This window comes from Pseudomonas sp. 2, from assembly GCF_056627435.1.
The window spans coordinates 1-22643 of sequence record NZ_JBWXNG010000021.1 but is presented as its reverse complement, the minus strand read 5'-3'; the positions used below and the strand labels follow the sequence as shown (position 1 = coordinate 22643).

The window sequence follows — 22643 nt, the reverse complement described above, 5'->3', positions numbered from 1 at the left end:
GCTTTGAAACTAGTGATTCTCGATCGGGACGGCGTGATCAACGAAGACTCCGACGCTTACATCAAGTCGGTGGCCGAGTGGATTCCGATCCCCGGCTCGATCGAGGCGATCGCGCAACTGAGCAAGGCCGGCTGGACGGTGGCAGTGGCCACCAACCAGTCGGGCATTGCTCGCGGTTATTACGACCTGGCCACGCTGGACGCCATGCACGCACGCCTGCGTGCGCTGGTGGCCGAGCAGGGCGGCGAGGTCGGTCTGATCGTCTATTGTCCTCATGGCCCCGACGCCGGATGCGATTGCCGCAAGCCTAAACCGGGCATGCTGCGCACCATCGCCAGCCACTACGCAGCCGATCTGCGCGGTATCTGGTTCGTGGGCGACAGCAAGGGTGACCTGGAGGCGGCGGTGGCCGTCGACTCTCAACCTGTCCTGGTCATGACGGGCAAAGGTCAAAAGACACGGAGCACGCCACTGCCTGCGGGCACGCTGGTTTTTGACGATCTGGCGGCGGTTGCCGCAGAACTTATTCACAACAGCGCATCGCCAAACGGCTGACCGGTCGTTCAGCGGTACGCTCAATCCGGGCACTGCCCGTAATGGTAAAAGCAACTATGTCGATAGTGCAGGCCATCAGGATCTTCTTCTTTTACCTGCTGCTGGGCACCAGCGCTCTGCTGTGGTGTTCGCTGAGTTTCTTCGTTGCGCCGTTCATGCCGTTCCGCATTCGTTACCGGTTCATCAACGTGTACTGGTGCCGCTGCGCGCTGTGGCTGACGCGGGTATTCCTGAACATCAAGGTCAATGTCACAGGCCAGGAAAACGTCCCGCAGACGCCGTGCGTGATCGTTTCCAACCATCAGAGCACCTGGGAGACCTTCTTTCTGTCGGCGCATTTTTCGCCGTTGAGCCAGGTGCTCAAGCGTGAGCTGCTGTACGTGCCGTTCTTCGGCTGGGCGATGGCGATGCTGCGGCCGATCGCCATCGACCGCAGCAACCCGAAAGCGGCGCTGAAGATCGTCGCCAAGAAGGGCGATGAACTGCTCAAGGACGGCGTCTGGGTGCTGATCTTCCCTGAAGGGACTCGCGTGCCCTACGGCCAGATCGGAAAATTCTCTCGCAGTGGCGCGGCCATGGCGGTGAATGCCGAAATGCCGGTGCTGCCTGTGGCGCACAACGCCGGCAAATACTGGGCTAAAGAAGGCTGGGGCAAGACCGCAGGCACCATCGAAGTGGTGATCGGCCAGCCCATGTACGCCGAGGGCAGCGGCCCGCGTGCCATTGCGGCGCTGAATGATCGGGTGGCGGCGTGGAATGAAGAAACCCAGAAGGCGTTGGGTTCCCCGGCCGTGCCTGCGCCAACGCCTGAAAAATCATCCGTTTGAATTGTGGATAACCTGTGCACCAATTGTTGGAAAATTTCCGTAATTGCAGCTAAGTCATTCATTTAATTACTTATTTCTGCGCGCGATTATCCAACCCAAAACGTGCATAAGTTTTTTCTGAGCGCCGTTTTTCCTATCTAAAAACATCGGTCTTGAGCCTTCCCGGGCCAAGACCGATGGCCTCGCTAGCTCGCCGCTGCAGTCCTGGATATCCACAGATTGCAAAGCGCCGCCATCCCCACCAGCACCAACCCGCCAGACGCCGCCGCCACAAAGCCCATGGCCGGGGAAAGGTGGTCGATCGCCAGGCCCACCAGCGGCGTGGACAGCGTCTGGCCGAGCCGGCCGACCGAGTCATGCAAACCCATCACTTCGCCACGCACATTGGCCGGCGCCAGCTTGGCAACAGCCTCGGAGCCTGCCGCCAGCGTCGGTGTGCACAACAGGTTGTTGGGCAACAGCGCCAGCATCAGCCACCACCAGACCCCGTCGAAGAACACCACCGGCAGCAGCACCAGGCTCATGGTCAGCGCCAGGCGCAGTTGCGACCAGGATCGGTGCACTGCGCCATGGACGAACCCACCGCAGATCGACGCCAGCGCCATTGCCCCGATCACGTATCCTGCGAACGCGACTTGACCACTGGCGCGCAGTACAGCGATGAGTGCCAGCTCAGTGCCGAATATCATGAACAGCGCGCCTGCGGTGACGAAAAGGGAGGCCAGCAATTGGGCCGTCATCCAGGTGCGGATGCCCGGGCGCGGCGTGTCGGAGTATTTGTCGATCTCGTCAGGGCTGCGGGTGGGCCAGTTCAGTATGTACAGCGCGATGTAAGCCAGCGCCCGCCACACACCGATGCCGATCAGAATCACCGAGGCCGAAAAGGTGGTGATCAACAGGATCGCCACGGCCGGGCTGATGACGAAGGACAGCTCGGTCAGCATCATGTTCAGCGTGTAGGCGGGGCGGCGCTGATCCAGCGGCACCAGGCTCGCGACGAACTGCCGGGCCAGCGAACCGGTAGGCACGGTGAAAACGCCCGCCAGAAAGGCGAACGCCGCAAACAGCGGAAAACTCACCACCGGCAACACGCACCAGGCGATTGTGGATAACACCCCACTGACAGCAACCACCGGGCGCAGGCCGTGACGGTCGATCATGCGCCCCAGCATCGGCGAGCCGACGGCGAAGCCCAGCGCCGTGGCCGTGCCGACCAATCCGGCATCGAAGTAGCTGCGGCCCATCTCGTTGAGCACGTGCAGGCTCAGTGTCAGGGTCATGACCGTCAGCGGAATGCCCGCCACGAACATGAACAACGTGGCCGGCAGCACGCGCGGGATCGACAGCACTTTCTTGTATTTGCGAAACGACATCCGGGTACAGCTCCTTGCCCGTTCTCAATCGAGCATCACGCTCGCCACATCAGCCGCGCAGTTTATCCCTTCGGTTGCAGGAGCAGGGCGACCAATGCACTCCAGCCGGTTTGATGGGAAGCGCCCAGGCCCCGGCCGTTCTCGCCATGGAAGTACTCGTGGAACAGCACCAGGTCGCGGCTCTCGGGGTCTATCTTTAGCTGTGGATAACCGGCCATGGAAGGCCGGTTGCCTTCGTCGTCGCGCAGAAAAAGCCTGCTGATGCGCAGTCCCAGTCCGTCAGCCACTTCGTCGAGCGATGCCAGATACCCCGAACCGCTGGGGTATTCCTCGGAAAAGTTCTCGTCGTAATAGCGATGAAACTCACGCAACGACTCGATCAGCATGTAGTTCAGCGGCATCCACACCGGGCCGCGCCAGTTGGAGTTGCCGCCGAACAGCCGGGAATTCGACTCCGCAGGCTCGTAGTCGGCGCACAAGGTGCTGCCGTCGACCTGCATGCGCAGCGGCTCCTCGCCGTAGACCCGCGACAACGAGCGCACGCCATAGGGCGAGAGGAATTCGTTCTCATCGAGCATGCGCTTGATCAGGTCCTTGGTGCGTTGCCCGCGCAACAGCGCCAGCAGCAGGCGATTGCCTTTGCCGGGCTCGGTCCAGCGCGAGATCAGCGCCGCCAGATCAGGCCGGTGATGCAGGAAACCCAGCAAGCGTTCGCGCAACCCCTTGAGGCCTTCGTGCTCGCGCTGTTCGAGCACGCGCACGGCGAACAGCGGAATGAGCCCGACGAAGGAGCGCAATCGCACCGACTCGCGCAACCCGTCGGGCCGGCGCAGCACATCGTAGAAGAAGCCGTCTTCATCGTTCCACAGGCCTTCCACGTCAGCCTTGTCGACTTCGTTGATCGCCCCGGCGATGTACAGAAAGTGCTCGAAGAACTTCACCGCGATGTCGACGTACACCGCGTTGTGCTGCGCCAGCTCCAGTGCCATGCGCATCAGGTCCAGCGCATAAGCGGCCACCCAGGCGGTGCCGTCAGCCTGATCGAGTTGATAACCGGGGGCCAGCGCAGCCGAGCGATCGAACAGGCCGATGTTGTCCAGCCCCAGGAAACCGCCCTGAAAGATGTTGTGGCCCTCGGCGTCCTTGCGGTTGACCCACCAGGAAAAATTCAGCAGCAGCTTGTGGAAAACTCGCTCGAGGAAATCGACATCACCTACGCCTGTCTGGGCTTTTTCCATCTGGTACACGCGCCACGACGCCCAGGCATGCACCGGCGGGTTGGCGTCGTCGAACCGCCATTCGTACGCAGGCAGTTGGCCGTTGGGGTGCATGAAGCGGTCTTTGACCAACAGCAGCAACTGATCCTTGGCGAAGCCGGTGTCGATCAGCGCGAACGCCACGGCCTGAAACGCCAGGTCCCATGAGGCGTACCAAGGGTATTCCCACTTGTCCGGCATCGAAACGATGTCGAAATTGCACAGGTGCCGCCACTGGCTGTTGCGAATGTGCGCGCGGCCTTCGGGCAATGGCGGCTGGCCCGGATCGCCATCGAGCCAGGCTTTCACATCGAAATAATAGAGCTGCTTGGACCACAGCAAGCCGGCCAGCGCCTGGCGCTGGACATTGCGCGCATCGGCGTCCGGCAGGTCGCGCTGCAGGGCGGCATAGAACTCGTCGGCCTCGGTGCGTCGCTGCTCGAACAACGCCCTCGCATTTACCTGTGCGGAATCCGCCGGGGCGAAGCGCAAGTAGACACACTGCGAGGCGCCAGGTTCGAGCTCCAGAACGAAATGCGCAGCGACCTTGGTGCCCGCGTCCCGCCGGATCGCCGCTTCGTTGCCCGCGATCAACCACTCGTTGATGCCATCCTTGAACGGCCCCTCGGCCGGCTGATTGAACAGCTTCGGTGTGTTGCTGCGGTTGTCGCAGAACAGCCACTGGCAGGCTTGCTGATGCTGCCCCCAGGCGCTGGCGTGCTTCTCGGCTTCGATCGGATGTCGTGCGATGACCTGATCGTCCTGCAGCAGCAGGGCAGGGCGCGGGTGCTCGGCAGAGTGGCTCCAGATGTCCCGCGCCCAGAGTTGCGGCAGCACATGCAGGCGCGCCGACTGGTCCGAGCGGTTGACCACCGAGACCCGCATGAACAGGTCATCCGGGGTGTGCTTGGCGTATTCGATGCTGACGTCGAAATAGTGGTTGTCGTTGAACACGCCGGTGTCGAGCACTTCGTATTCAGGGTCGTCCAGACCGCGGCGGGCGTTTTCCTCGACCAGATCGCTGTAGGGAAACGCCGCGTGCGGGTACTTGTAGAGCATGCGCATGTAGGCGTGGCTGGGTACGCCATCGACGTGAAAGTACAGCTCCTTCACATCCTCGCCGTGATTGCCCTCGGCGTTGTTCAGGCCAAACAGGCGCTCCTTGATGATCGGATCGCGCTCGTTCCACAGCGCCAGCCCCAGGCACCAGTGCTGCGACTTGTCGGAGAACCCGCCCAGGCCGTCTTCACCCCAGCGATACACCCGGCTGCGCGCATGGTCGTGGGGGAAGTAATCCCAGGCGTCACCGCTGGCGCTGTAATCCTCGCGCACCGTGCCCCACTGCCGGTCGCTCAGATAGGGGCCCCATTCTCGCCATTGGTCAGCGGCCTCGCTCTCCATTCGCTGGCCTTCAACAGTGTGTTTGAGTCTTGCGTCGTGAGCGTCGGCAGGCATGTGTCCATCCAAAACAGTTCTTATTGATCGACCGGGTGCCGCTGTTGCGAAAAATCTATAGGGCAGCGGCTCTGGTCAATTTATTGGCAATCAGGTTATTCACAGCCCGATTGCCGATGGCAATTAGACGGGTGACACCCCGGGTGTATCGTTTCAACGTCGAAACACATTTGTGAACGTCTCAAGGTGTACGCGTTGTCTGGCCGGTGGAGCGTCTGTTGTGGCCCGGAAAATGGGCGGAGGCACTATGAGTACATCAGGGAATACATTGGGTGATCTGGCTTGCCGGCGAAACAACAACTTCAATCTGATCCGCATGCTTGCGGCCACCGCAGTGCTCATCTCCCACAGTTATCCACTGGCGCTGGGCAGCTCGGCGGTCGAACCGCTGTCCGCCTGGCTGGGGATCTCCCTGGGTGAACTGGCCGTTATCACCTTTTTCTGCGTCTCCGGGTTCTTCATCTCGCTGAGCCGTGACCGGGCACCGACGGGGCTGGATTTCTTCTCGGCGCGTTTTCTGCGCATTTACCCCGGGCTCGGCCTGGTCCTTGTACTGTGCGTGTTCGTGATCGGCCCGATCTTTACGACACTGGGCACTGTGGAATATTTCCGCTCGAGCACTATTTATAGCTACCTGAGCAACAACCTGATGCTGTTCAGCATGAAGTTCAATTTGCCGGGGGTGTTCGAAGACAACCCGTGGCCGGGGATCAACGGTTCATTGTGGACGTTGTTCTATGAGGTGACGCTCTACGTGCTGGTCGGGGCCTTGGGCGCCTTCGCGTTCTACTCGCCGGGCCGTCGCTTCGCGGGCTTTCTGATCGTTTACGCCGCTGTCTACATCGCGTTCAAGTTTCTGCTCGGCCACACCACGCTGCTGAACGATCTGCATCGCGCCCAGTTTTTCTTCACCTGGAGCGTGCCGTTCGTGATCGGCATGGCGCTCTACCGCTACCGGGCGCACGTGCAGCACCGCCTGATCTGGCTGCTGCCACTGGCCGCGCTGGCGGCGTGGACCTACCACACCCCTTGGTTCTACGAGTGCTTCGTGCTGGCGTGGAGCTGGCTGATTTTTTATCTGGGTTTCGCCAGCCATCCGCTGATCGATCGCTACAACCAACTCGGGGATTACTCCTATGGCGTGTACATCTACGCCTTTCCGGTTCAGGAAATCCTCGAGCATCAATTCAGGGGCATCAGCCCGATCGGCATGATGCTGCTGGCGTTTCCCATCGTGCTGGTGCTGGCGATGTTCTCCTGGCATTTCATCGAGAAGCCGGCCATGGCCAGGCGGCACGGCTTCGCGGCCTGGCTGAGCGGGCGTTTTGGCGGGCTGAAAACCTTCTGGCCGGGGTCGAGAAAAGGCGCGGCCTGAAACGAAAAAACCCCGGGCGACGGGTGTCGGCCGGGGTTCGGTTGAAGATGTTGACTCATCGCCCTCTGAATTCTCGGGCAATGATCGGGACGATGCGATACGCGTCACCCGCGTAACGGCCTGCGAGGCGTCTGGGCTCTGTGCATAAACGATGCAACCACTCCAGCGACAGGCGCTGGACCCAAACCGGAGCGCGTTTGACCTTGCCCGAGAGAAACAGCAATGACGCACCGACGCACAAGCCGATGCCCTTCGCGGTACCACGCTTGAAGATCTTGCAGGCGAGGATTTCCTGGCGCGGCGAGCCCACTGAGAACACGGTCATGGGCGACGGGTGCCGCTCGATGAATTCGATGCAACGCTCGACTTCCTGCGGGTCGTCGATGAAACCCATGGGCGGGTTGTAGTGATGGAAAATCACCGAGGGATAGATGTTCTTCAACGTGGCGATGACGTCCTTGTCGCTGCCCAGCACCGTCACTCGCCAGCGGCGGACCTGCGCGATGTTCATCATCGACCGGGTCAGCGTACTGCCCGGAATGGGCTCGGCCACGCCCGCGTTCAAACGCCGCAGCACCGGATACAACACACGGCTGTCGCACAGCCGGTGGCTCGCGTTGCGGTAGGCCTCGCGAAACGGCTCGTCATCTTCAAGCAACACGATGTGGTTCACATTGGCCGTTACCAGGTACTTGAAAGAGGTGTCGCAGAGTTGGACAAGCTCCTGAACAAGCTCACGTTGAGGTCCTCGATAGAACTCGATGCCAAACACTTTCATGGGGCGGGCTCCTGCTGATGAATAATCGCGTGCAAGGCCGTGCCTCCCTTGATCTTGGGGGAGCAGCGGCGGGTGCGACCCTCGCGGGTACCAGCGGGCAGCTCGGGGAGCGACGCAACAGACGGGCAGGGGATAGCCTCTCGCCTGAACAACACGAACACCGTTCACAAGCTTTGCGTGGTGCAACTGCGGCCAGGATATGTCGCGCAATGAGGGGGTTGTGCAAATCGGTGGTGGCCGGTTTGTCACTGACGATCGTCCATGCGTACTGCACGCCCGCCCACGCCTCGACCTTTCCCATGGTGCTGATCAACGTGTCGGGGGCCGAGTCTTCGGAAGGCGTGTTTCCTGGAAAAGTGAATACCGATTATTTCTTCCCAAGCGAGGGCTACTTCGCCCGCTGGCAAGCCAAGGGCATACGCAGCGTGCGCTTCCCGGTGAAATGGGAGCGGCTGCAGCCCTCACTGGGCAAGGGGCTGGACCCCACCTATGCCGGGCTGATCGACAAAATGCTTGCCCAGGCCCAAACGCAAGGGATCAAGGTGATCATCGATGTGCATAACTACGCGCGCTATCGCGAGCAGGTCATCGGCAGCCGCAAGGTCACGGTCGCCGATTATGCCCAGCTGATGCGCCAGATCGCCGAACGCTGGCACAGTGCACCGGCCCTGTACGCGTACGATCTGATGAACGAGCCCCACGATGATTCCGATGCCATCTGGCCAGAGGCCGCGCAGGCCGGCATCGACGCCATTCGCTCGGTGGACGCCCGGCGTCTGATCATCGTCGAGGGGCGTTCGTGGTCCAGTGCCGAACGCTGGCCACAGCACAACGACGCCTTGCTGGCGCTGAAGGACCCGGCCAACAACCTGGTGTTTTCCGCCCACCTGTATCTGGACTCGAACGGCGGCGGTGGCTACCGGAAAGAACAGAATCGCGGCGCTGTCGATCCGGACATCGGCGTCCAGCGAGCCAGGCCCTTTATCGAATGGCTGCAGAAGAACGGTCGCAGAGGCCAGATCGGCGAAATGGGCTACCCCGACGACGACCCACGCTGGGCCCGCGCGGCCGATCGGCTGCTGACGTATCTGCGCCAACACTGCGTGCCATTGGCCTACTGGACCTCGGGGGAAAGCTGGGGCAAAGAGGCGATGAATATCGAACCCATCGATGGCCGCGACCGCCCGCAATGGCAGGTGCTGTCCAAATATCTGGAAGCGCCGCACTGCACCGACTACGGCCCGGCCGCCGACAAGCGCACACCCTGAGTCACTGCCCGGGATGCATGGGCCGACCATAGGCACGCCTGGGTGAGGGCGAGCGGATGACGCTGTGCTCCGTTGCGACCGAAGCCCGGGCGAAGTAGACGAATGCCGCAATCGCCAGGCCCGACAAATCGCCGCCATACATGATCGACGTCGAGAGAAAGAAGTTGATCGCGTTGAGCGTGAAGTCCAGCTGAAAGCCGCTGAGCAGATCACCCTTGCGCCGGCATTGGCGCATGATTCGCCAATAGCCCAGGTAATAGATCAGCGCGATGACCGGCGTGAAGAAACCGAAGCGGTAATACACGCCGAGCAAGCCGACGTCGGACAAATAGAAGTACGAACTGTAGATCTGCCCGAAACCGTTCTGCCATTGCAGCGACAACGCACCCATGCCGATGTAGAAGTTACGTTGCACCTCGGCCAGGATAATGTCCGACGTGGTACTGCGCACACCGCCTTCGCTGGTGGCTTCGAACAACAGCGCATCGAACTGCTTGAACTGGCCCTCGAAGAAACCCGGCCAGAGGAAGTAAGCAAACAACAGGATGGCTGTCACCGCAAAACCCAGCTTGAGCAACACGCCCCACTGGCTGCGAAAAATCCAGATGCCACCCAGCACCCACAACAGCATCGTGTTACGGGTCTGCAGCACCAGCCATAAATAAGAGGCGAACAGCAGCAACACCAATACCGCCCACACGCTGAAATCACGCTTGAGCCGGTACATCAACATATAGGCACAAACGCTGACGTAAGACGCACCGATGCTGAAGCGATTGGGGCGTAGCGGCTGCAGCCCGTAGTCTTTCTCATCGACGGTGAACGCGACATTCCTGTTTTCGGGGATCAGGCCGACGTAATACAGGTACCCGATCAACACACAGGCGAGCCCGGAATACAGAAAGAAGCGTTCGAGCTCTTCCTGCGTCGGTTGCGCCTTGAGCATCAGGTACAGCGCGGGAAAGAACAGCAGGTAGAGAAAATTCCGGCGTTCTTCGAGCAGCCCGAAGAACAGCGGCTGACCGAACTTGATATAGGACAGCAGCGCTGACAACAGTGGTATCGCCAAGCCGAAAAACATCACCCAAAGCGCCGCCCTGGACTGCCATGCGCGTCGCCACACCAGCAACAGCATCAGTGCACAGGCCACCACGAGCGCAATGAACAGCTCGCGGGAAAAGGGTATGCCCGCACGCTTGTTATCGGTCAGAAACAGGCAGGCCGAGTTCAAGAAAATCAGCAGAAAGAGCAGGGACCGATAAGACACAAACGTCCTGATCATGGCCATTACCTTCAATAAGAGCAATCCAGCGCACCAACGTTCAGCGCCAGGAAAAGCGCAAACCTTCCCCGATACCTTTGAGCCCATAGCGGATGTTTTTCAGGCTTCGACTGTTCTGCAGCACAGTGATCGAAGCCAGCGCCAGGGCCGAAAACAGACAGCAGGCCATGGAGTGAAACTTGCGGTTGTACATGATGGCGGCGCGATTTCGGTAGAAGTGAAACATGTGGCTTCTGCCGCGCGTGCTGCCGCTGTCGCCATGCCGCGCAAAGCTGTCCAGCGCCACTTGGCAGGTAATGCCCTCGGCGGCGGCGCGGCGTTGCCAGTCCACTTCTTCGGAGTACATGAAGTAGCGCTCGTCCATCAGGCCGACGCGCTCGATGACTTCGCGGGCGACCAGCATCGATGCGCCCATAAGGTAATCCGGTTTGGGAAATTCCACGGTTTGCAGGCAGGCGCGTCGGGCGTTCTTGCCGATCAGTCTGGTCTTGCCCAGCCATGGGTAATTCGTGCCGCCGCCGACGCACTGCACCCGATCGGGGTCGTCGGCGTACACCAGCACCGAGGAGCAGAACCCGCAGGATGGGTCCGCCTGCATGGGCCTGAGCAATGCGGGCAGCGCGCCGCTTTCAATGGTGATGTCGTTGTTGAGCAACCAGAAGCAGTCGTAGCCAGCGCGGTAGGCGTAATCCAGGCCGACGTTGTTGCCGCCCGCGTAGCCATGATTGCCGTTGTTCCTGATCAGGCAGCGGTCCCAGAGTCGGGTGTCGGTTCGGCTTTCTTCCTGGGTGGTGACCAGGCTGCGGCTGGCATCCTGGCTGGCCATGTAAGCCAGCAGCCTTTGATAGTCCTGAGGCTCAGAGTCGTTGTCGATGATGACGATGGGAATGGTGCAATAGGCTTCCAGCGCGCGAATGCAATGGATCGTCTGCTCGGCGCCGTTCCAGTTGAGAATGATCGCGCACACCTTCGGCGTATCCATATCGTCGGTTCCTCCAGGCCATTGCGGGGTAGGGCAAGCGCAAGCGTTCAACTGGCCGCTTCGCCGGGTTCTTCCGTGGGAAGGCAGCGGGCCCAGCGTTGGCCCTCAATCAGCACAATCACGATCATCGCCAGGTTGATCAGCACGCTCGCCAGCGCAAAGGCGATGACCACCGCCAGCGCGCTGTTGAACACAAACGCTCCGATCATCACCGCGGCAATGCGCAGGCAGGTGCTGACGACTTCGAACAGCAGAAACATTTTTTGCAGCCCGAGTGCCGGAATCGCCACTAGGCAAGGGCCGCCGATAAACCCGGCGAACTCGGAAATCGCCAGCCAGCGCGCGTACTCCCCAGCGGTTTGCCACTGCCCGCCGAATGCCAGGACGAACAGCCACGGCCCGATAATGACCAGCGCCGCAAAAGGCACCAACCCGGCCAGCGACATGCCCATGACGCCACGAACCAACAGGCGCGTGACCGGCTCCCGGGAGTGAATGGCATGGGTGATTCGCGGGTAATACACGCTGCCCACCGCCTTGCCGATGAAGTTGCTCGGCATGGCCAGCACTTGCAGGCACAGCGCAAAAAAACCGGCCGGCACGGCGCCGAACGCCGATGCCAGCACCAGTGTCGGCATGTGAACCGACAGCGCGTTGATCAACACTTGCGGGGCGCGGAACAGCGGGAAGTCGCGGTACTCGACGGCCAGTTGGCGAAGGCTTTTTGCGGGCTGTCGATCTTCTTCGGATATTTCAGGGGAGGCGCCCGGCTCGCGGCGCAGCCGAATCCCGATCAGCAGCAACGCGCTGTGGATAACGTAATAGAGCGAGCTGGTGATCACCAACACCGGCGCCGACGACTGGATCAGCCCCGCCACGCTACGGGTCGCGTTGTACAGCAAGGCGTGCAAGGTCGCGCCGCGCGCCGTCAGACTGTATTGCTGATTGCGGTACAGCCACTGCTGGGTGATCTCCAACACGGCCGAGCTGAACATCACTACCGGCAGCAGCATCAGGTAGGGGATCAACAACTCGATGCCCAATGCGCTGGCGGCCTGAGCGCCATAGCCGTAGAGCAACAACGCTGTCACCCCGCAAATCAACGCAGCAACCCACAGCGACAGCCGGATCAGCCCCTTGGCATCCTGAGCACTGCGCGGCAGCACGATGGCCATGGAATAGGTCAGCGCGCACCAGGGAATCAGAATGATGGTCAGGCTCTGGAACGTGCCGACGACGCCAAACGCCTCCGGGCCGTAGATGCGCATGATCAGCGGGATCAGCGCCAGGTTGATCGCCTGGGCACCGGCACTGCCGGAAATCGTCGTCAGGATGTTTCTGACCAGGCGTGCGCGGTACAGCTGCTGCACCGCGCCGCGCCACCCTGTGAGCTGCAGACCGGGAGCGGTCAATTCAGGATCTGCCATGCCGATCGTCCCTCCTGCTACTGCTCAATAAATGTTGCGTGAGAACAGGGTAAAAGGCGTCTTCAGAAGAATCTTGATATCCAGCCAGAGCGACCAGTGATTGATGTAGTCCAGATCCTTTTCGATCCGCAGCTGCATCTTCTCCAGCGTCTCCGTCTCGCCACGACAGCCGCTGATCTGGGCAAGGCCGGTGATCCCCGGCTTGATCCGGTGGCGCGCCATGTAGGCGATGATCTTGTCGCCGTAGTAGTGATTATGGGCGACGGCGTGGGGGCGGGGGCCGACCATGGCCATTTCCCCGCGCAGCACATTGATCAATTGCGGCAACTCGTCGATGGAGGTCCGGCGCAGGAACGCCCCCACCCGGGTAATCCGCGGATCGTCGCGGGTTGCCTGGGCCACGGCCGCATCATCGTGGACGCGCATGGAGCGAAACTTCCACACCAGAATCACCAGGCCGTTGCAGCCGTGGCGCGGTTGGCGGAAAAACACCGGACCGGGCGACGACAGCTTGACCGCAATCGCGACGCTGAGCATGACCGGGAACAGGACGATCAACGCGATCAACGCCAACCCACGGTCGAACAGCTCCTTGCCCAGCGCCGCAGCCGGGTGAGAGCTGATCGGCGTTTCGTTGAGGTAGATCGCCGGAAACTGTTCGATCTGCGAAATCGACTGATTGAGCAGCATCATGCTGCTGAAGTCGGGCACCCAGACGACGTCGACATTCAAGTCCAGCAGAGCGAGGTAGATCGCCTCGATCTGCGCCGCCTTGCTCAGCGGCAACGCAATATAAACGCGCCGGATGCGATCGCGGGTGACGCAGTCGGCCAGCTCCGGCAGCTGACACAATACCGGAAGGTCGCTATCCGTTGGCGCAGGCTCGTTTTCCTGGTCGCCGGTTGCGACCATGCCCAGAACCGGAACGCGTCCGCGTAACTGGCTGGCCAGGGCATACGCAAGCGGGCAGGTGCCGATGATGATCGCGGTGCGCTCGTAGCGCAGCCAGCGCGCGTGCAGTTTGGTCAGGTAGCGCAAGGGCAGGTAGCTGATCCCTTGGGCGAGCAGACCGAACAGCGCCATCCTGCCCAGCAGTTCGTCGTCGAGATCGACGTAGTCCAGGCACAGCAGAACCGCAGCGGACAACGCCATCATCAGCACCAGCCAACCCGCCAGCAGGCGCAGCAGTCCCAAGCCATATCCAAAGCGTTTGTGGTACACGTGCAGGGTGCTGTAGATCGGGACGGAGGCCAGCAGACCGAGCAGGATCAGTACCCGATATTCCGTAGGAACATTCCCGAACTGGTCATACACCAGCACGCACAGGGTCAGGCTCGACAGAAATGCGCCACAGATCCACTGTGCCCAGAACGTCAAACCTCTGCGGTTGACCGAAGGATGCAAGCGTCGAGCAATCATGGTGATACTCCCAAGTGTTCGCCGCATGACCTGTAATGCCTCGCCCAGGCCGAGCTGTAAATGTCAGGGGTCGACAGACGTCGTCGTTTCTATACCTCGGTCTTCGAAGCTTCTCCCGGCAGGTAGCCGTAGTAACCCTGATGGTCGTAGCGCGCGTTGATGGCCGACACCTGATTGAGGATGACGCCGATCACCGGCGCGCCATTGCGCATCAGTTGGCCAACGCCTCGCTGTACAACCGGCGTGGAGGTGCTGTCGGATTTGACGACATACAGCACCGCATCGGCCAACGCACAGAGCAACGCCGCGTCACTGACCGAGTGGCTGGCAGGCGAGTCGATGATGACCCGGTCGTAATGCTGCCGGGCCCAATCCAGAAAGCTGGCGAAGCGCGAAGAAGCGAGCAGCTCCAGTGGGTTGGGCGGAATCGCGCCCGCCGGCATCACATCGATCTTGCCGACCCGCTGAATGCATTCCGAGCTGCGCGCGCTGCCATTGATGAAGTTGGCCAGGCCGATGTGGCCGTTGCTCAGCCCCATGTTGTTGGCCAGGGTAGGGCGACGCATGTCGGCTTCGATCAGCAGCACGCGCTCCAGCCGTCCCAAGGCGCAGGCAAGGTTCGCCGCGACCGCACTTTTGCCTTCACCGGGCACGGAGGAGGTGATGACCAGCAGATTGCGCCGCGCGCCGATGTCGCTGAGCATGACGCTGGTGCGCGTGGTTCGGATCGCTTCGCTGAAGGAGATGTCGTCGTTGAAATCGAAGGTCCTGGCGATGCGAACCCGGCCCTTCTTGCGCAGCAACGGCACCACGCCCAGTACTGGCAGACGCAGTTTCATCTCCACATCGTTGCTGGACTTGATGGTGTTCTTTACGGCATCACGCACCAGCGCCATCGCACAGGCACCAGCGAATGCCAGCACTGCCACGATCGAGAAGATCAGCGACTTGCGCGGCATGTTCGGCAGCAACGGCACGATGGCTTCATCGACAATCCGGGCGTTGCTGGCGCTCAGGTCAGCGGTCGCCATCGTCTCACGCAGACGATTGACGAAGGTTTCATACAGCGCGCGGTTGCTGTCGACATCCCGCTGCAGCTCGCGCAGCTTGAACTCTTTGCGGGTGATGTCCTGAATCTGCTCACGGGTCGAACTGACGGACGCGCGCAAGGCATTCTCGTTTTCCTTGGCCAGCTGGTAACTGTTCTCCAGCCCCGCCACGACCTGTTTGACCTGCTTGGCCAGGCTCGCCTTGGCCGCAGCCAGATCGGAGCGCGCGATGATCATCTTGGGATGGCGATCACCGTATTGCGTCGACAGTTCGTCCACCTTGGCCTGCGTGCGCGCGACGTCGGCCTGGAATTTCTGCACCACCGGGTCGTCGATCACGGCCGGGATGGTCAACTGTTCTTCAATGCTCTTGCCGGCCAGCGACTGCACCTGCTGGTACTGACTCTGAGCCTTGGCCCGATCACGACGGGCATCGACCATGCGATCACTGGTTTTCGCCAGCTCGTGGGCGCTGAGCGTGGTCACGCCTTTAACATCTACAAGCCCTTCGGCATCTCGGTAGGCTTGCAGCTTGGTTTCTGACTCCTGCAACCGAGTACGCAGCTCCACCACGCGGGTGTCCATCCAGCGGCCGGCCGTCACCGAGTCCGCCACTTGGGCATCCAGGCGGCTGTCCAGATAACCCTGAGCCAGCGCGTTGGCAGCCTGGGTGGCGGTCTGTTTGTCCTTGAGCGTGACGGCCACGGTGACCACCTGGCTCTTGCCCAGCGAAGCCACCGAGGTGTGATCCATCAGCTCCACCACCGCGCCGTTGAAAATCTCGGCGGGGGTCCACGCTTCCCCCTTGCTCCAGGTGTCAGGAAACAGCGACGGGCTGATGGCCGATATCAGGCCCTTGAGGCGCTGCATCAGCGTCGGGTTCTGCCGGGGGTCGAACTCCGGATGGTCGATGAGCTTCAACTGCCGCACCGCACGCTCCGCCACCCCACGGCTCTGGATCAGGCTGATCTGGGTTTGCAGGTAGTCGTTGGAAGGGTTGTTCGGATCGACCGTGGGCTGAAAGTTGATCAGCGACGCGCCCTTGGGTTCGATGACCAACGAAGCTGCCGCCCGATAGACCGGCGTAATGATCTGCATCAGACAGGCCGCCGCCACCACCGCCCCAAGGGTGGTGAGGGCAATGCTCCGCCGCTTGGCCCAGAGGGTCTGGCCAATCTTTCGTGAGTCGATGAAATCCCGGTCTTCTTCCGGTTGTCCGGTGGGGCGGCTGGCGAATTCGTTGTGTCTGCTGACGCTGATCTGGCCCATGTCAAAAGAACCTCTGATCGATACGCAGGGCGTTATCCACAGGCAAGCGGATACACGCCCAGCCAAATTTTCGGCACGACGAAGCAGAGACGAAGCCGTCGGCCGTCCGAAGGGGAACGCAATGAAGCGAAGGGGAATGGTCGCCGGGCATGTCCTCGAAAACACATAAGAGGGCACGGGGCATCCGCACGAGCAGCAAAGCTGTCGGCGATCTCACAGGCAGGACACTCAAATCCCGGGATAGCTACCGCCCGAGTGGGCTCGGGACGCGGTACACCAGGATAGGATTTTTCACATCAACCATGCGTAATGCGGGGGCGCATGGAACAACGATGACTTCGATACTCACCGCGATCAACGCCCCGTGCGAGGTACAACACTGACACCTTGTCTCTGGCCGCAGACAGCGTTCTGTCACAGGCACCGACTTAGGACTGGGCAATTATGGGTGAAGTTCTTGACGCTTTTGCCTCCTGCGACAAACGGTCTTGGGTGTTGCAAAGGCAACAGAACAGATAGATGGCTTGAGTGATAAGAAGGTGAATCAGTTGCCGATTTTATGTCTCCTGTCATGGACGATATGTAACGAAACGAGATCAGTTTTCGCGCGGCATAAAAAAACCGGCCGATGTTAGTCGGCCGGTTTTGCTGTCCATCACAAGCCGTTTGGATGTAGGTTCACAAAATAGATGATTCAGGAGGCCCAGCAAACACTGCGAAAAAGTCATCTTTTTTGTGAGTGCGGAGCAGGGAAGTCACAGAAAAGATGAGAAAAGCCTACCGGACTCACAAAAAAGATGATTTCCCGGAATGGCTTAGTACTCCGTAAGGTTCGTGGGGTGTCTAACCGCCCTATGATCGCTATGAGCGGGGCTACGATTTTTTCGGCCGAGACAATAGGTATCGCTACCTTTGGGAAAGTGACAGGTACCCGGGAGTCGCGAGCATTTATATCAATGCGCGCTTCGACTGAGTCCATGGCGAAACTGGCGCTAATTGGCCAACATGGCAGCAGATAAAAAGCCTGCCTAGAGGGCTAGGCAGGCTTTTGTGTTACCGCTTGCTATCTGGCGTCCGGTGGGTAGGAACCCAGGTAGAGTCCGGACGAGTAGTAGGCGGGAGGCGAGTATTATCAGGAACAGTCGCGTAGTTATCGCGCAATCCGCCGCGAGGTCCCTGTTCCTGATAGATACCGCCGTTTCTTCCGGTGGTATCACCGGGTTTTTTACCGTTTGCCATGGAGTTCTCCTTAGGCAGTTTAATGCGCTGGAGTCCCCGAGGTTTCGTGTGCGACAGCTGACACTACCCCGTAGTGTACAAAGGGCTTTCACACATCTAGAATACTGTTCCTCAGGCTCAGCGCTTGTGAAGCCGACAAGGGGGCGTCGTCGAAAACATCCCTTGTCAGCACTAGAGACCCGCTTTCGCGGGTCTTTTCTTTTTGGCTTTCGCCAATTCTTTACACCAATCGTCAACAATTTGAACAATCGATACAGGCTATCGACTTTTCAATCTCTGCCGCCAGTCTAGTGACGCTTTTTTGCGGGTGCAAGCATTATTTCTGAGTCTCAGATATTTTTATAAACACTGAAGAATGTTGATAACCCTGTGGATAAGTATTGTTTTTTCTGGGATAAATCATCCATAACGCCCAGCCGCTTAGGGATAATCCCGATTTGCGCATAGCCGCAATTCACAACTGGTCATTTATTGATCATCTCAGATTTAGTGCAGACGTTCGTTGCCGATTAAAAAAATCTAGTACTGGAACGATGAAGTGCCAATGTGTAAGCCTTATCCTACACTAGATAGATTTTGACTATTTTAATCTGCGTTTTGATGGATTTGTTTCAGGATTGATACAGTATCTGTCTGAGCATTTGCTCGTATCTTATTGAAACTCCTAGGACTTCTGCTTGGTTTGAGGTGGTGCAAAGCCGCACCGTAGGCAGCCTGTATTCCCCTTTGTCAATCCGTTCAAAAAATGTCATACAACGATCAAGCTACCTCATGGCGGATGCGTTCTGGGTTTGCAATCGTCTATGCTGGTTGGGAACGTCAACCGCACTCACAAGCCCAGTGTTCATCTAAAGAAGCGGTGGAAAAAAGGCATGTATCAGGCGCAGTACTGGGTAGAGCTACAAAATCTGAAAGCGCACGTTTACTACCTTGAGCTCTACCAGGTTCGATCCGAAAATATCGAGCGCTGGATCAGTATCGTCTTAGCTGTGGCTTCTGCAGGCAGCATTGGTGGATGGGCTATCTGGAAAGAATACGCATTTGTTTGGGGCGTGTTCATCATGCTCAGTCAGGTCGTTTCGGTCGTCTACCGTTTCCTTCCTTTCAAGGCGCGAATTAAACCCCTTAGCACCGCGGGCATTGAACTCTCGATCTTGTGTGACGAGGCTGAAAAAGGGTGGTTTGACGTCGCCCAGGGTGAGCTTTCAGAGCGAGAGATCAACGACAAGCGTTTCGCAATTCGCAAAAAGAAGTCGGCGGTGATGAAGTCCGCATTCGGCGGCATGGTCATACCCGAAAATGACCGGCTGATGGGCAAGGCTGAATCACAGATGAGACGATATTTTCTTAGTCACTACCCGGAGTTGAGCAATGAGTAACGATAAATCCCAACCCCCACGGCACAATCCCTCTCGACCAGTTCACACCAATGACCGTGGGCTTCCGCCAGTCCAGAACACCCTCCCGATGCCTAAGGTGCAACCTCCAAAGAAAGATAAGTGAGAGGGCACGATTGATGCGTCGGCATGCGTAGCGCTGGAGGTCCTGCTGCCGAAGATCAGAGATCTTTTAGCCATACCCTGGTGCTCTTAGGAGCGAGCATTAATCCGTTTGATTCTGCGACGGAATTGCTGTTGGTGCGCACGTTCCGAAGCATACAAATACATCCGGAAATCAGGATGGTGCTCGTGCAAGTGAGCTTTGACGTACCTCTACGAGGCGGGTATGGGACACAGGCTGGCGATTTGCTTAAATCCAAAGCTGTGCGAGCCGAACTATCCCTAGGGCAGAAGCCCGAGCGCCCAACCCGCCCTCACTCCATCGCTGCTATCGACAAAGTACCGTAACCGACCAGGAGCGGACCTTTATGCTGGCTAAACGACTATTCATTGAACAGGCTCCGGCTCCGGGAAAGTCCGCCGAAGTTTTCCCATCATGTCCATGCAGATCACCTTGTGATCTTCTGCTCGGAAATTGAGCAGAAGCTGTTGAACATCTGGATCAGATCGAGCTTGACTCAACCCTTCGATCCATTATTGGCGAAGCCGCTCAGCGTGGCCTGTCCCATGCAGATCTCAACCGATTACGGTCGATTATGGAGAGCTTCAATATTTGAACGAATGATCTGGCTGCGCTTTTGATTCAGCGGTACCAAGATCAGAATTGAGCCCCTAAAAGATCCGCCTCACCTGGTGTCAACTTGATCAACTGAGCCCTCCCAATGTCCGCTTTGGGTCGAAAGCCGAAGCATAAATCTGAATGCTTTTCAGGCGTCCCGATTGCCCCCTCATCTCCTTCGTCGGGAGCAGATCGGCTACGGGACGCCTTTCGCAATCGGCTAACGCGAAGTAACGGGTCTGCTTCTGAAATGCACGATTCCCCACAGCAGCCCAACCACTGCGGACACGGTTGAAGCGCCGAGCACGCTCAGTTTTGCTGCTGCCAGCAACTGCTCGTCATCGAAAGCCAGCCCGGCGATGAAAATCGACATGGTAAAACCGATGCCCGCGAGTAGGCCCACGAGCATTACCCCCGCCCAATCCAGCTGATTAGGTAATCTGCATAGGCCTGTGCGAACTAACAGGAATGTGGCCAGGACTACACCAACGGGCTTGCCGAACACCAAGGCCATCACCACACCATACACAACGGAAGCCGTAGCGGCGTCACCGAAGTGAGCGCCGCCGAGGCTAACCCCTGCGTTCGCCAGTGCAAACAGCGGCATGATGACGAACGCTACCCATGGGTGAAGGCGCTCCTGGACTCTCTGAACAGGAGGAAGCACCTCTCGCTCAGCGAATCTGATTTGCTTAAGTGGCGCCGATACTTTTTTCTTTCCCTCATGGACTCGATGCGTAAGATCGCGAAACGCTTGCGTCATGATGTCCAGTGGCCGTTCCGAAGAAGGAGCCGATTTTACGGGTGTGATAAGCCCGAGGACGACACCCGCCAGCGTTGGATGTACGCCCAGCTTGAGCAAGCCGCCCCACATGATCGCGCCTGGTAAAACATAGAGCCAAGCCGAACCTATCCCCATCCGTTGCATTGTCAGGACAAGCGCTAAACCAACGACCGCGATGCCCAAACCAGCAAAATCCAGGCTAGTTGTATAGAACAGCGCAATGATCAGTATCGCCGCGATATCGTCGATGATGGCGAGCGCCAACAAGAAAACCCGGAGGTTGCCGGGTATGGATTTGCCAAGCAGGGCAAGTACACCAACAGCGAAAGCGATGTCAGTGGCTGTGGGCACCGCCCAACCATGCGTAGAGTCGGCTCCAAAGTTGTAGGCCAGGTAGATCCCTGCCGGAACCAGCACGCCACCCAAGGCAGCCCCCAGAGGCAAGATTGCCATCTTGGCGTTTGATAAGGCGCCGTCTTGAATCTCTTGCCGGATCTCCATTCCTACCACGAGAAAGAAGATAGTCATCAACCCGTCATTGACTAGAAAATGCAGCGACTCTCCGATGCTGAATGAGCCAAAACTCAGAACAACGCGAGTATGCCAAAACGCTTCGTAAGACAGGCTTGCCGAGCTGTTGGCCCACAGCAGCGCGGCGATAGCGGCGAGTACCAGGACGATGCCGCTCACCGCTTCGATATGGCTAAATCGCTCGACGGCCGCTAGCGCTTTGGCGGTCAAAATTTGCGGACGAGGGATTACGTTTGATGCGGGCGTATTTGGCGCAGGCATGCAGACTCCTCACTGGCGGCCCGACCTGTGCTGGAATTTAACCTGCGGATTGGCGAAATGCCGTACGCACCCGATTTAATTGTACTCATGACGTAATGCGTACCGCAAAGCCTAGGGGTGCTTGATCCAAATAGCATCGAGGTGGGATCGACAGGAGCCAAATATGGTTGCATGCCACTGTCTGCTATCGACCAAGAAGCTGACGCGGCGGGGTAACGCCAGAATTGGTAGGCATGGAATACGGAGGCTTTCGAGGCAATCTTCTCGTGTCCAGATGGACAAATCACGTAAAAAGACTCTGCCGAAGCGATGCCATCACAACCCCGAACGAGATCTTGCACACATCACATCCAGTTCCCCCCATGGCATAGCCGTCATGGATGCGTTTAAGCAACCGGGGGCATGAGTGAAGTAAAAAGCCCTATTTTCCTCAGCCTGCTTCGCGAGACAGTGCCGACACGTTATAACCCTACCGTTGACGCGCCAATGGAAATTCCATTGGATTAATTCTTCTACAGTCGTCACAGCAGGTCCCCAGAGGCCGAAACCTCGCAATTAGGGATGGACAATACCGAAGCTTCAAAGGTTCAGTAAGGTGCTGTGTGCGTGTCTTGCAGCGCAATCCAGATGTTGTCCCCTGTTCAAAAACCTGCTGATTATGCAAACCGTTCTATCTCTGTCTGGTGGCGACCTTGCGCCCGTCAACAAGCTCCCTCAGGCGAATTTCCTCTCGTATCTGGCCAACAAGATTGGCTAGGGAACGGCTCGACGTTACCTCCACCCGAGATATCCCTGCAATTGTAAGCAGAGGCTCACTCGAACCATGATCAAAGATCTGGATGCTGATTGAGCCGTAAGGAACCAGGCTGCACACACATCTCTGCGGCAAAAATGCGGTTTCCAGTAAGTGTTTGATTTCTAGGTCCGAGAGCATGGGTTTCCTCTCCAGGTGGTCAGAGCAATGAAATTGTAGACCGAAATTTTCTTAGGCTCCCACGTCGCATCAGTCGCGAGGAGGGTCAGGTGATAATGGGGGCGGCCGCTTGAATTTGTACCCTTCAAACGGTATTGATGGCACTTCGACGTTATGAGTACTGACAGATGCTCAATCTAACCGGGGGCGACAGGGCATCTCTCAGCAGGGCGAACGCCCTAGACATAGATCAGGATGGAAAGGAGGTATTTGTTGGCCTTTCGCATGCTGAGTCGCAGAGATATCAAATCTTAAGTGATCCGCTTCGGGCCTGTTCGCTGTCAGAGCATCTGGAGTTTCTCACACTCGATGAGAAGCATGTTCAAGCCCACCTTCTGCGATGTGGTCAATTGCAGCCAGAGTCGACAGATACCTGAAGCACGAGCGGAACAGCAGAATTTGGAAAGTCCCGACATCTGGCC

The 22643-nt window shown here is 58.7% G+C and carries 15 protein-coding genes; 5 read left to right on the top strand and 10 right to left on the bottom strand.

What is annotated here, in order from left to right; all coding sequences use genetic code 11:
* The first annotated feature begins 3 nt into the window (after positions 1-3).
* Positions 4-555 (top strand): D-glycero-beta-D-manno-heptose 1,7-bisphosphate 7-phosphatase, encoded by a 552-nt coding sequence (gmhB, locus tag AC1MEK_RS26365; protein WP_480399187.1) that lies wholly within the window; start codon positions 4-6, stop codon positions 553-555.
* Between the two features lie 56 nt (positions 556-611).
* A complete protein-coding gene (locus tag AC1MEK_RS26360) occupies positions 612-1382 on the top strand; it encodes a lysophospholipid acyltransferase family protein (protein WP_480399186.1) in 771 nt (256 codons plus the stop codon).
* 185 nt (positions 1383-1567) lie between these two features.
* Here AC1MEK_RS26360 and AC1MEK_RS26355 read toward each other — a convergent pair whose 3' ends face one another.
* Together AC1MEK_RS26355 and AC1MEK_RS26350 are read right to left on the bottom strand one after the other, a co-directional pair.
* Positions 1568-2755: an MFS transporter gene (locus AC1MEK_RS26355; protein WP_480399185.1), complete on the bottom strand. Its 1188-nt coding sequence runs from the start codon at positions 2753-2755 to the stop codon at positions 1568-1570.
* A gap of 62 nt (positions 2756-2817) precedes the next feature.
* Positions 2818-5466, bottom strand: a complete 2649-nt coding sequence (locus AC1MEK_RS26350; RefSeq protein WP_480399184.1) for an MGH1-like glycoside hydrolase domain-containing protein — start codon at positions 5464-5466, stop codon at positions 2818-2820.
* Between the two features lie 247 nt (positions 5467-5713).
* Between AC1MEK_RS26350 and AC1MEK_RS26345 the strand changes: the two genes are divergently transcribed.
* Complete coding sequence (locus AC1MEK_RS26345; RefSeq protein WP_480399183.1) at positions 5714-6841, top strand: acyltransferase family protein; 1128 nt, start codon at positions 5714-5716, stop codon at positions 6839-6841.
* A 55-nt stretch (positions 6842-6896) separates the two neighbouring features.
* Here AC1MEK_RS26345 and AC1MEK_RS26340 read toward each other — a convergent pair whose 3' ends face one another.
* Positions 6897-7619 carry a WecB/TagA/CpsF family glycosyltransferase gene (locus AC1MEK_RS26340; RefSeq protein WP_480399182.1) on the bottom strand — a complete coding sequence of 241 codons (723 nt, stop codon included), beginning with the start codon at positions 7617-7619 and terminating at the stop codon, positions 6897-6899.
* A gap of 209 nt (positions 7620-7828) precedes the next feature.
* Between AC1MEK_RS26340 and AC1MEK_RS26335 the strand changes: the two genes are divergently transcribed.
* Positions 7829-8887 (top strand): glycoside hydrolase family 5 protein, encoded by a 1059-nt coding sequence (locus AC1MEK_RS26335; protein ID WP_480399181.1) that lies wholly within the window; start codon positions 7829-7831, stop codon positions 8885-8887.
* A 1-nt stretch (position 8888) separates the two neighbouring features.
* Here the strand turns inward: AC1MEK_RS26335 and AC1MEK_RS26330 are convergent, their stop codons facing one another.
* The 5 genes from AC1MEK_RS26330 to AC1MEK_RS26310 all read right to left on the bottom strand — a co-directional run bounded on the left by AC1MEK_RS26330 (position 8889) and on the right by AC1MEK_RS26310 (position 16315).
* The gene (locus AC1MEK_RS26330; RefSeq protein WP_480399180.1) at positions 8889-10169 is read right to left on the bottom strand and encodes a hypothetical protein; all 1281 of its coding nucleotides are present in this window, start codon (positions 10167-10169) and stop codon (positions 8889-8891) included.
* Positions 10170-10209: 40 nt separating this feature from the next.
* Positions 10210-11151: a glycosyltransferase family 2 protein gene (locus AC1MEK_RS26325; RefSeq protein WP_480399179.1), complete on the bottom strand. Its 942-nt coding sequence runs from the start codon at positions 11149-11151 to the stop codon at positions 10210-10212.
* Between the two features lie 47 nt (positions 11152-11198).
* Positions 11199-12578, bottom strand: a complete 1380-nt coding sequence (locus AC1MEK_RS26320) for a lipopolysaccharide biosynthesis protein (RefSeq protein WP_480399178.1) — start codon at positions 12576-12578, stop codon at positions 11199-11201.
* Positions 12579-12602: 24 nt separating this feature from the next.
* Positions 12603-13997, bottom strand: a complete 1395-nt coding sequence (locus tag AC1MEK_RS26315; RefSeq protein WP_480399177.1) for an undecaprenyl-phosphate glucose phosphotransferase — start codon at positions 13995-13997, stop codon at positions 12603-12605.
* 89 nt (positions 13998-14086) lie between these two features.
* Positions 14087-16315 (bottom strand): GumC family protein, encoded by a 2229-nt coding sequence (locus AC1MEK_RS26310; RefSeq protein ID WP_480399176.1) that lies wholly within the window; start codon positions 16313-16315, stop codon positions 14087-14089.
* Positions 16316-18426: 2111 nt separating this feature from the next.
* Between AC1MEK_RS26310 and AC1MEK_RS26305 the strand changes: the two genes are divergently transcribed.
* Positions 18427-18933: a hypothetical protein gene (locus AC1MEK_RS26305; protein ID WP_480399175.1), complete on the top strand. Its 507-nt coding sequence runs from the start codon at positions 18427-18429 to the stop codon at positions 18931-18933.
* Between the two features lie 959 nt (positions 18934-19892).
* Here the strand turns inward: AC1MEK_RS26305 and nhaA are convergent.
* Together nhaA and AC1MEK_RS26295 are read right to left on the bottom strand one after the other, a co-directional pair.
* Positions 19893-21248, bottom strand: coding sequence for a Na+/H+ antiporter NhaA (gene nhaA / locus AC1MEK_RS26300; RefSeq protein WP_480399174.1), 1356 nt, complete (start codon positions 21246-21248; stop codon positions 19893-19895).
* Positions 21249-21918: 670 nt separating this feature from the next.
* Entirely contained in the window at positions 21919-22182 is a 264-nt protein-coding gene (locus tag AC1MEK_RS26295; protein ID WP_480399173.1) for a DUF1652 domain-containing protein, read from the bottom strand.
* Between the last annotated feature and the right edge of the window lie 461 nt (positions 22183-22643).

What these genes read in the sequence shown, in the direction of transcription:
- AC1MEK_RS26360 (WP_480399186.1), top strand. Translation starts at nt 612, where the DNA reads ATGTCGATAGTGCAGGCCATCAGGATCTTCTTCTTTTACCTGCTGCTG.
- AC1MEK_RS26355 (WP_480399185.1), bottom strand. Translation starts at nt 2,755, where the DNA reads ATGTCGTTTCGCAAATACAAGAAAGTGCTGTCGATCCCGCGCGTGCTG.
- AC1MEK_RS26350 (WP_480399184.1), bottom strand. Translation starts at nt 5,466, where the DNA reads ATGCCTGCCGACGCTCACGACGCAAGACTCAAACACACTGTTGAAGGC.
- AC1MEK_RS26345 (WP_480399183.1), top strand. Translation starts at nt 5,714, where the DNA reads ATGAGTACATCAGGGAATACATTGGGTGATCTGGCTTGCCGGCGAAAC.
- AC1MEK_RS26340 (WP_480399182.1), bottom strand. Translation starts at nt 7,619, where the DNA reads ATGAAAGTGTTTGGCATCGAGTTCTATCGAGGACCTCAACGTGAGCTT.
- AC1MEK_RS26335 (WP_480399181.1), top strand. Translation starts at nt 7,829, where the DNA reads ATGAGGGGGTTGTGCAAATCGGTGGTGGCCGGTTTGTCACTGACGATC.
- AC1MEK_RS26330 (WP_480399180.1), bottom strand. Translation starts at nt 10,169, where the DNA reads ATGATCAGGACGTTTGTGTCTTATCGGTCCCTGCTCTTTCTGCTGATT.
- AC1MEK_RS26325 (WP_480399179.1), bottom strand. Translation starts at nt 11,151, where the DNA reads ATGGATACGCCGAAGGTGTGCGCGATCATTCTCAACTGGAACGGCGCC.
- AC1MEK_RS26320 (WP_480399178.1), bottom strand. Translation starts at nt 12,578, where the DNA reads ATGGCAGATCCTGAATTGACCGCTCCCGGTCTGCAGCTCACAGGGTGG.
- AC1MEK_RS26315 (WP_480399177.1), bottom strand. Translation starts at nt 13,997, where the DNA reads ATGATTGCTCGACGCTTGCATCCTTCGGTCAACCGCAGAGGTTTGACG.
- AC1MEK_RS26310 (WP_480399176.1), bottom strand. Translation starts at nt 16,315, where the DNA reads ATGGGCCAGATCAGCGTCAGCAGACACAACGAATTCGCCAGCCGCCCC.
- AC1MEK_RS26305 (WP_480399175.1), top strand. Translation starts at nt 18,427, where the DNA reads ATGTATCAGGCGCAGTACTGGGTAGAGCTACAAAATCTGAAAGCGCAC.
- nhaA (WP_480399174.1), bottom strand. Translation starts at nt 21,248, where the DNA reads ATGCCTGCGCCAAATACGCCCGCATCAAACGTAATCCCTCGTCCGCAA.
- AC1MEK_RS26295 (WP_480399173.1), bottom strand. Translation starts at nt 22,182, where the DNA reads ATGCTCTCGGACCTAGAAATCAAACACTTACTGGAAACCGCATTTTTG.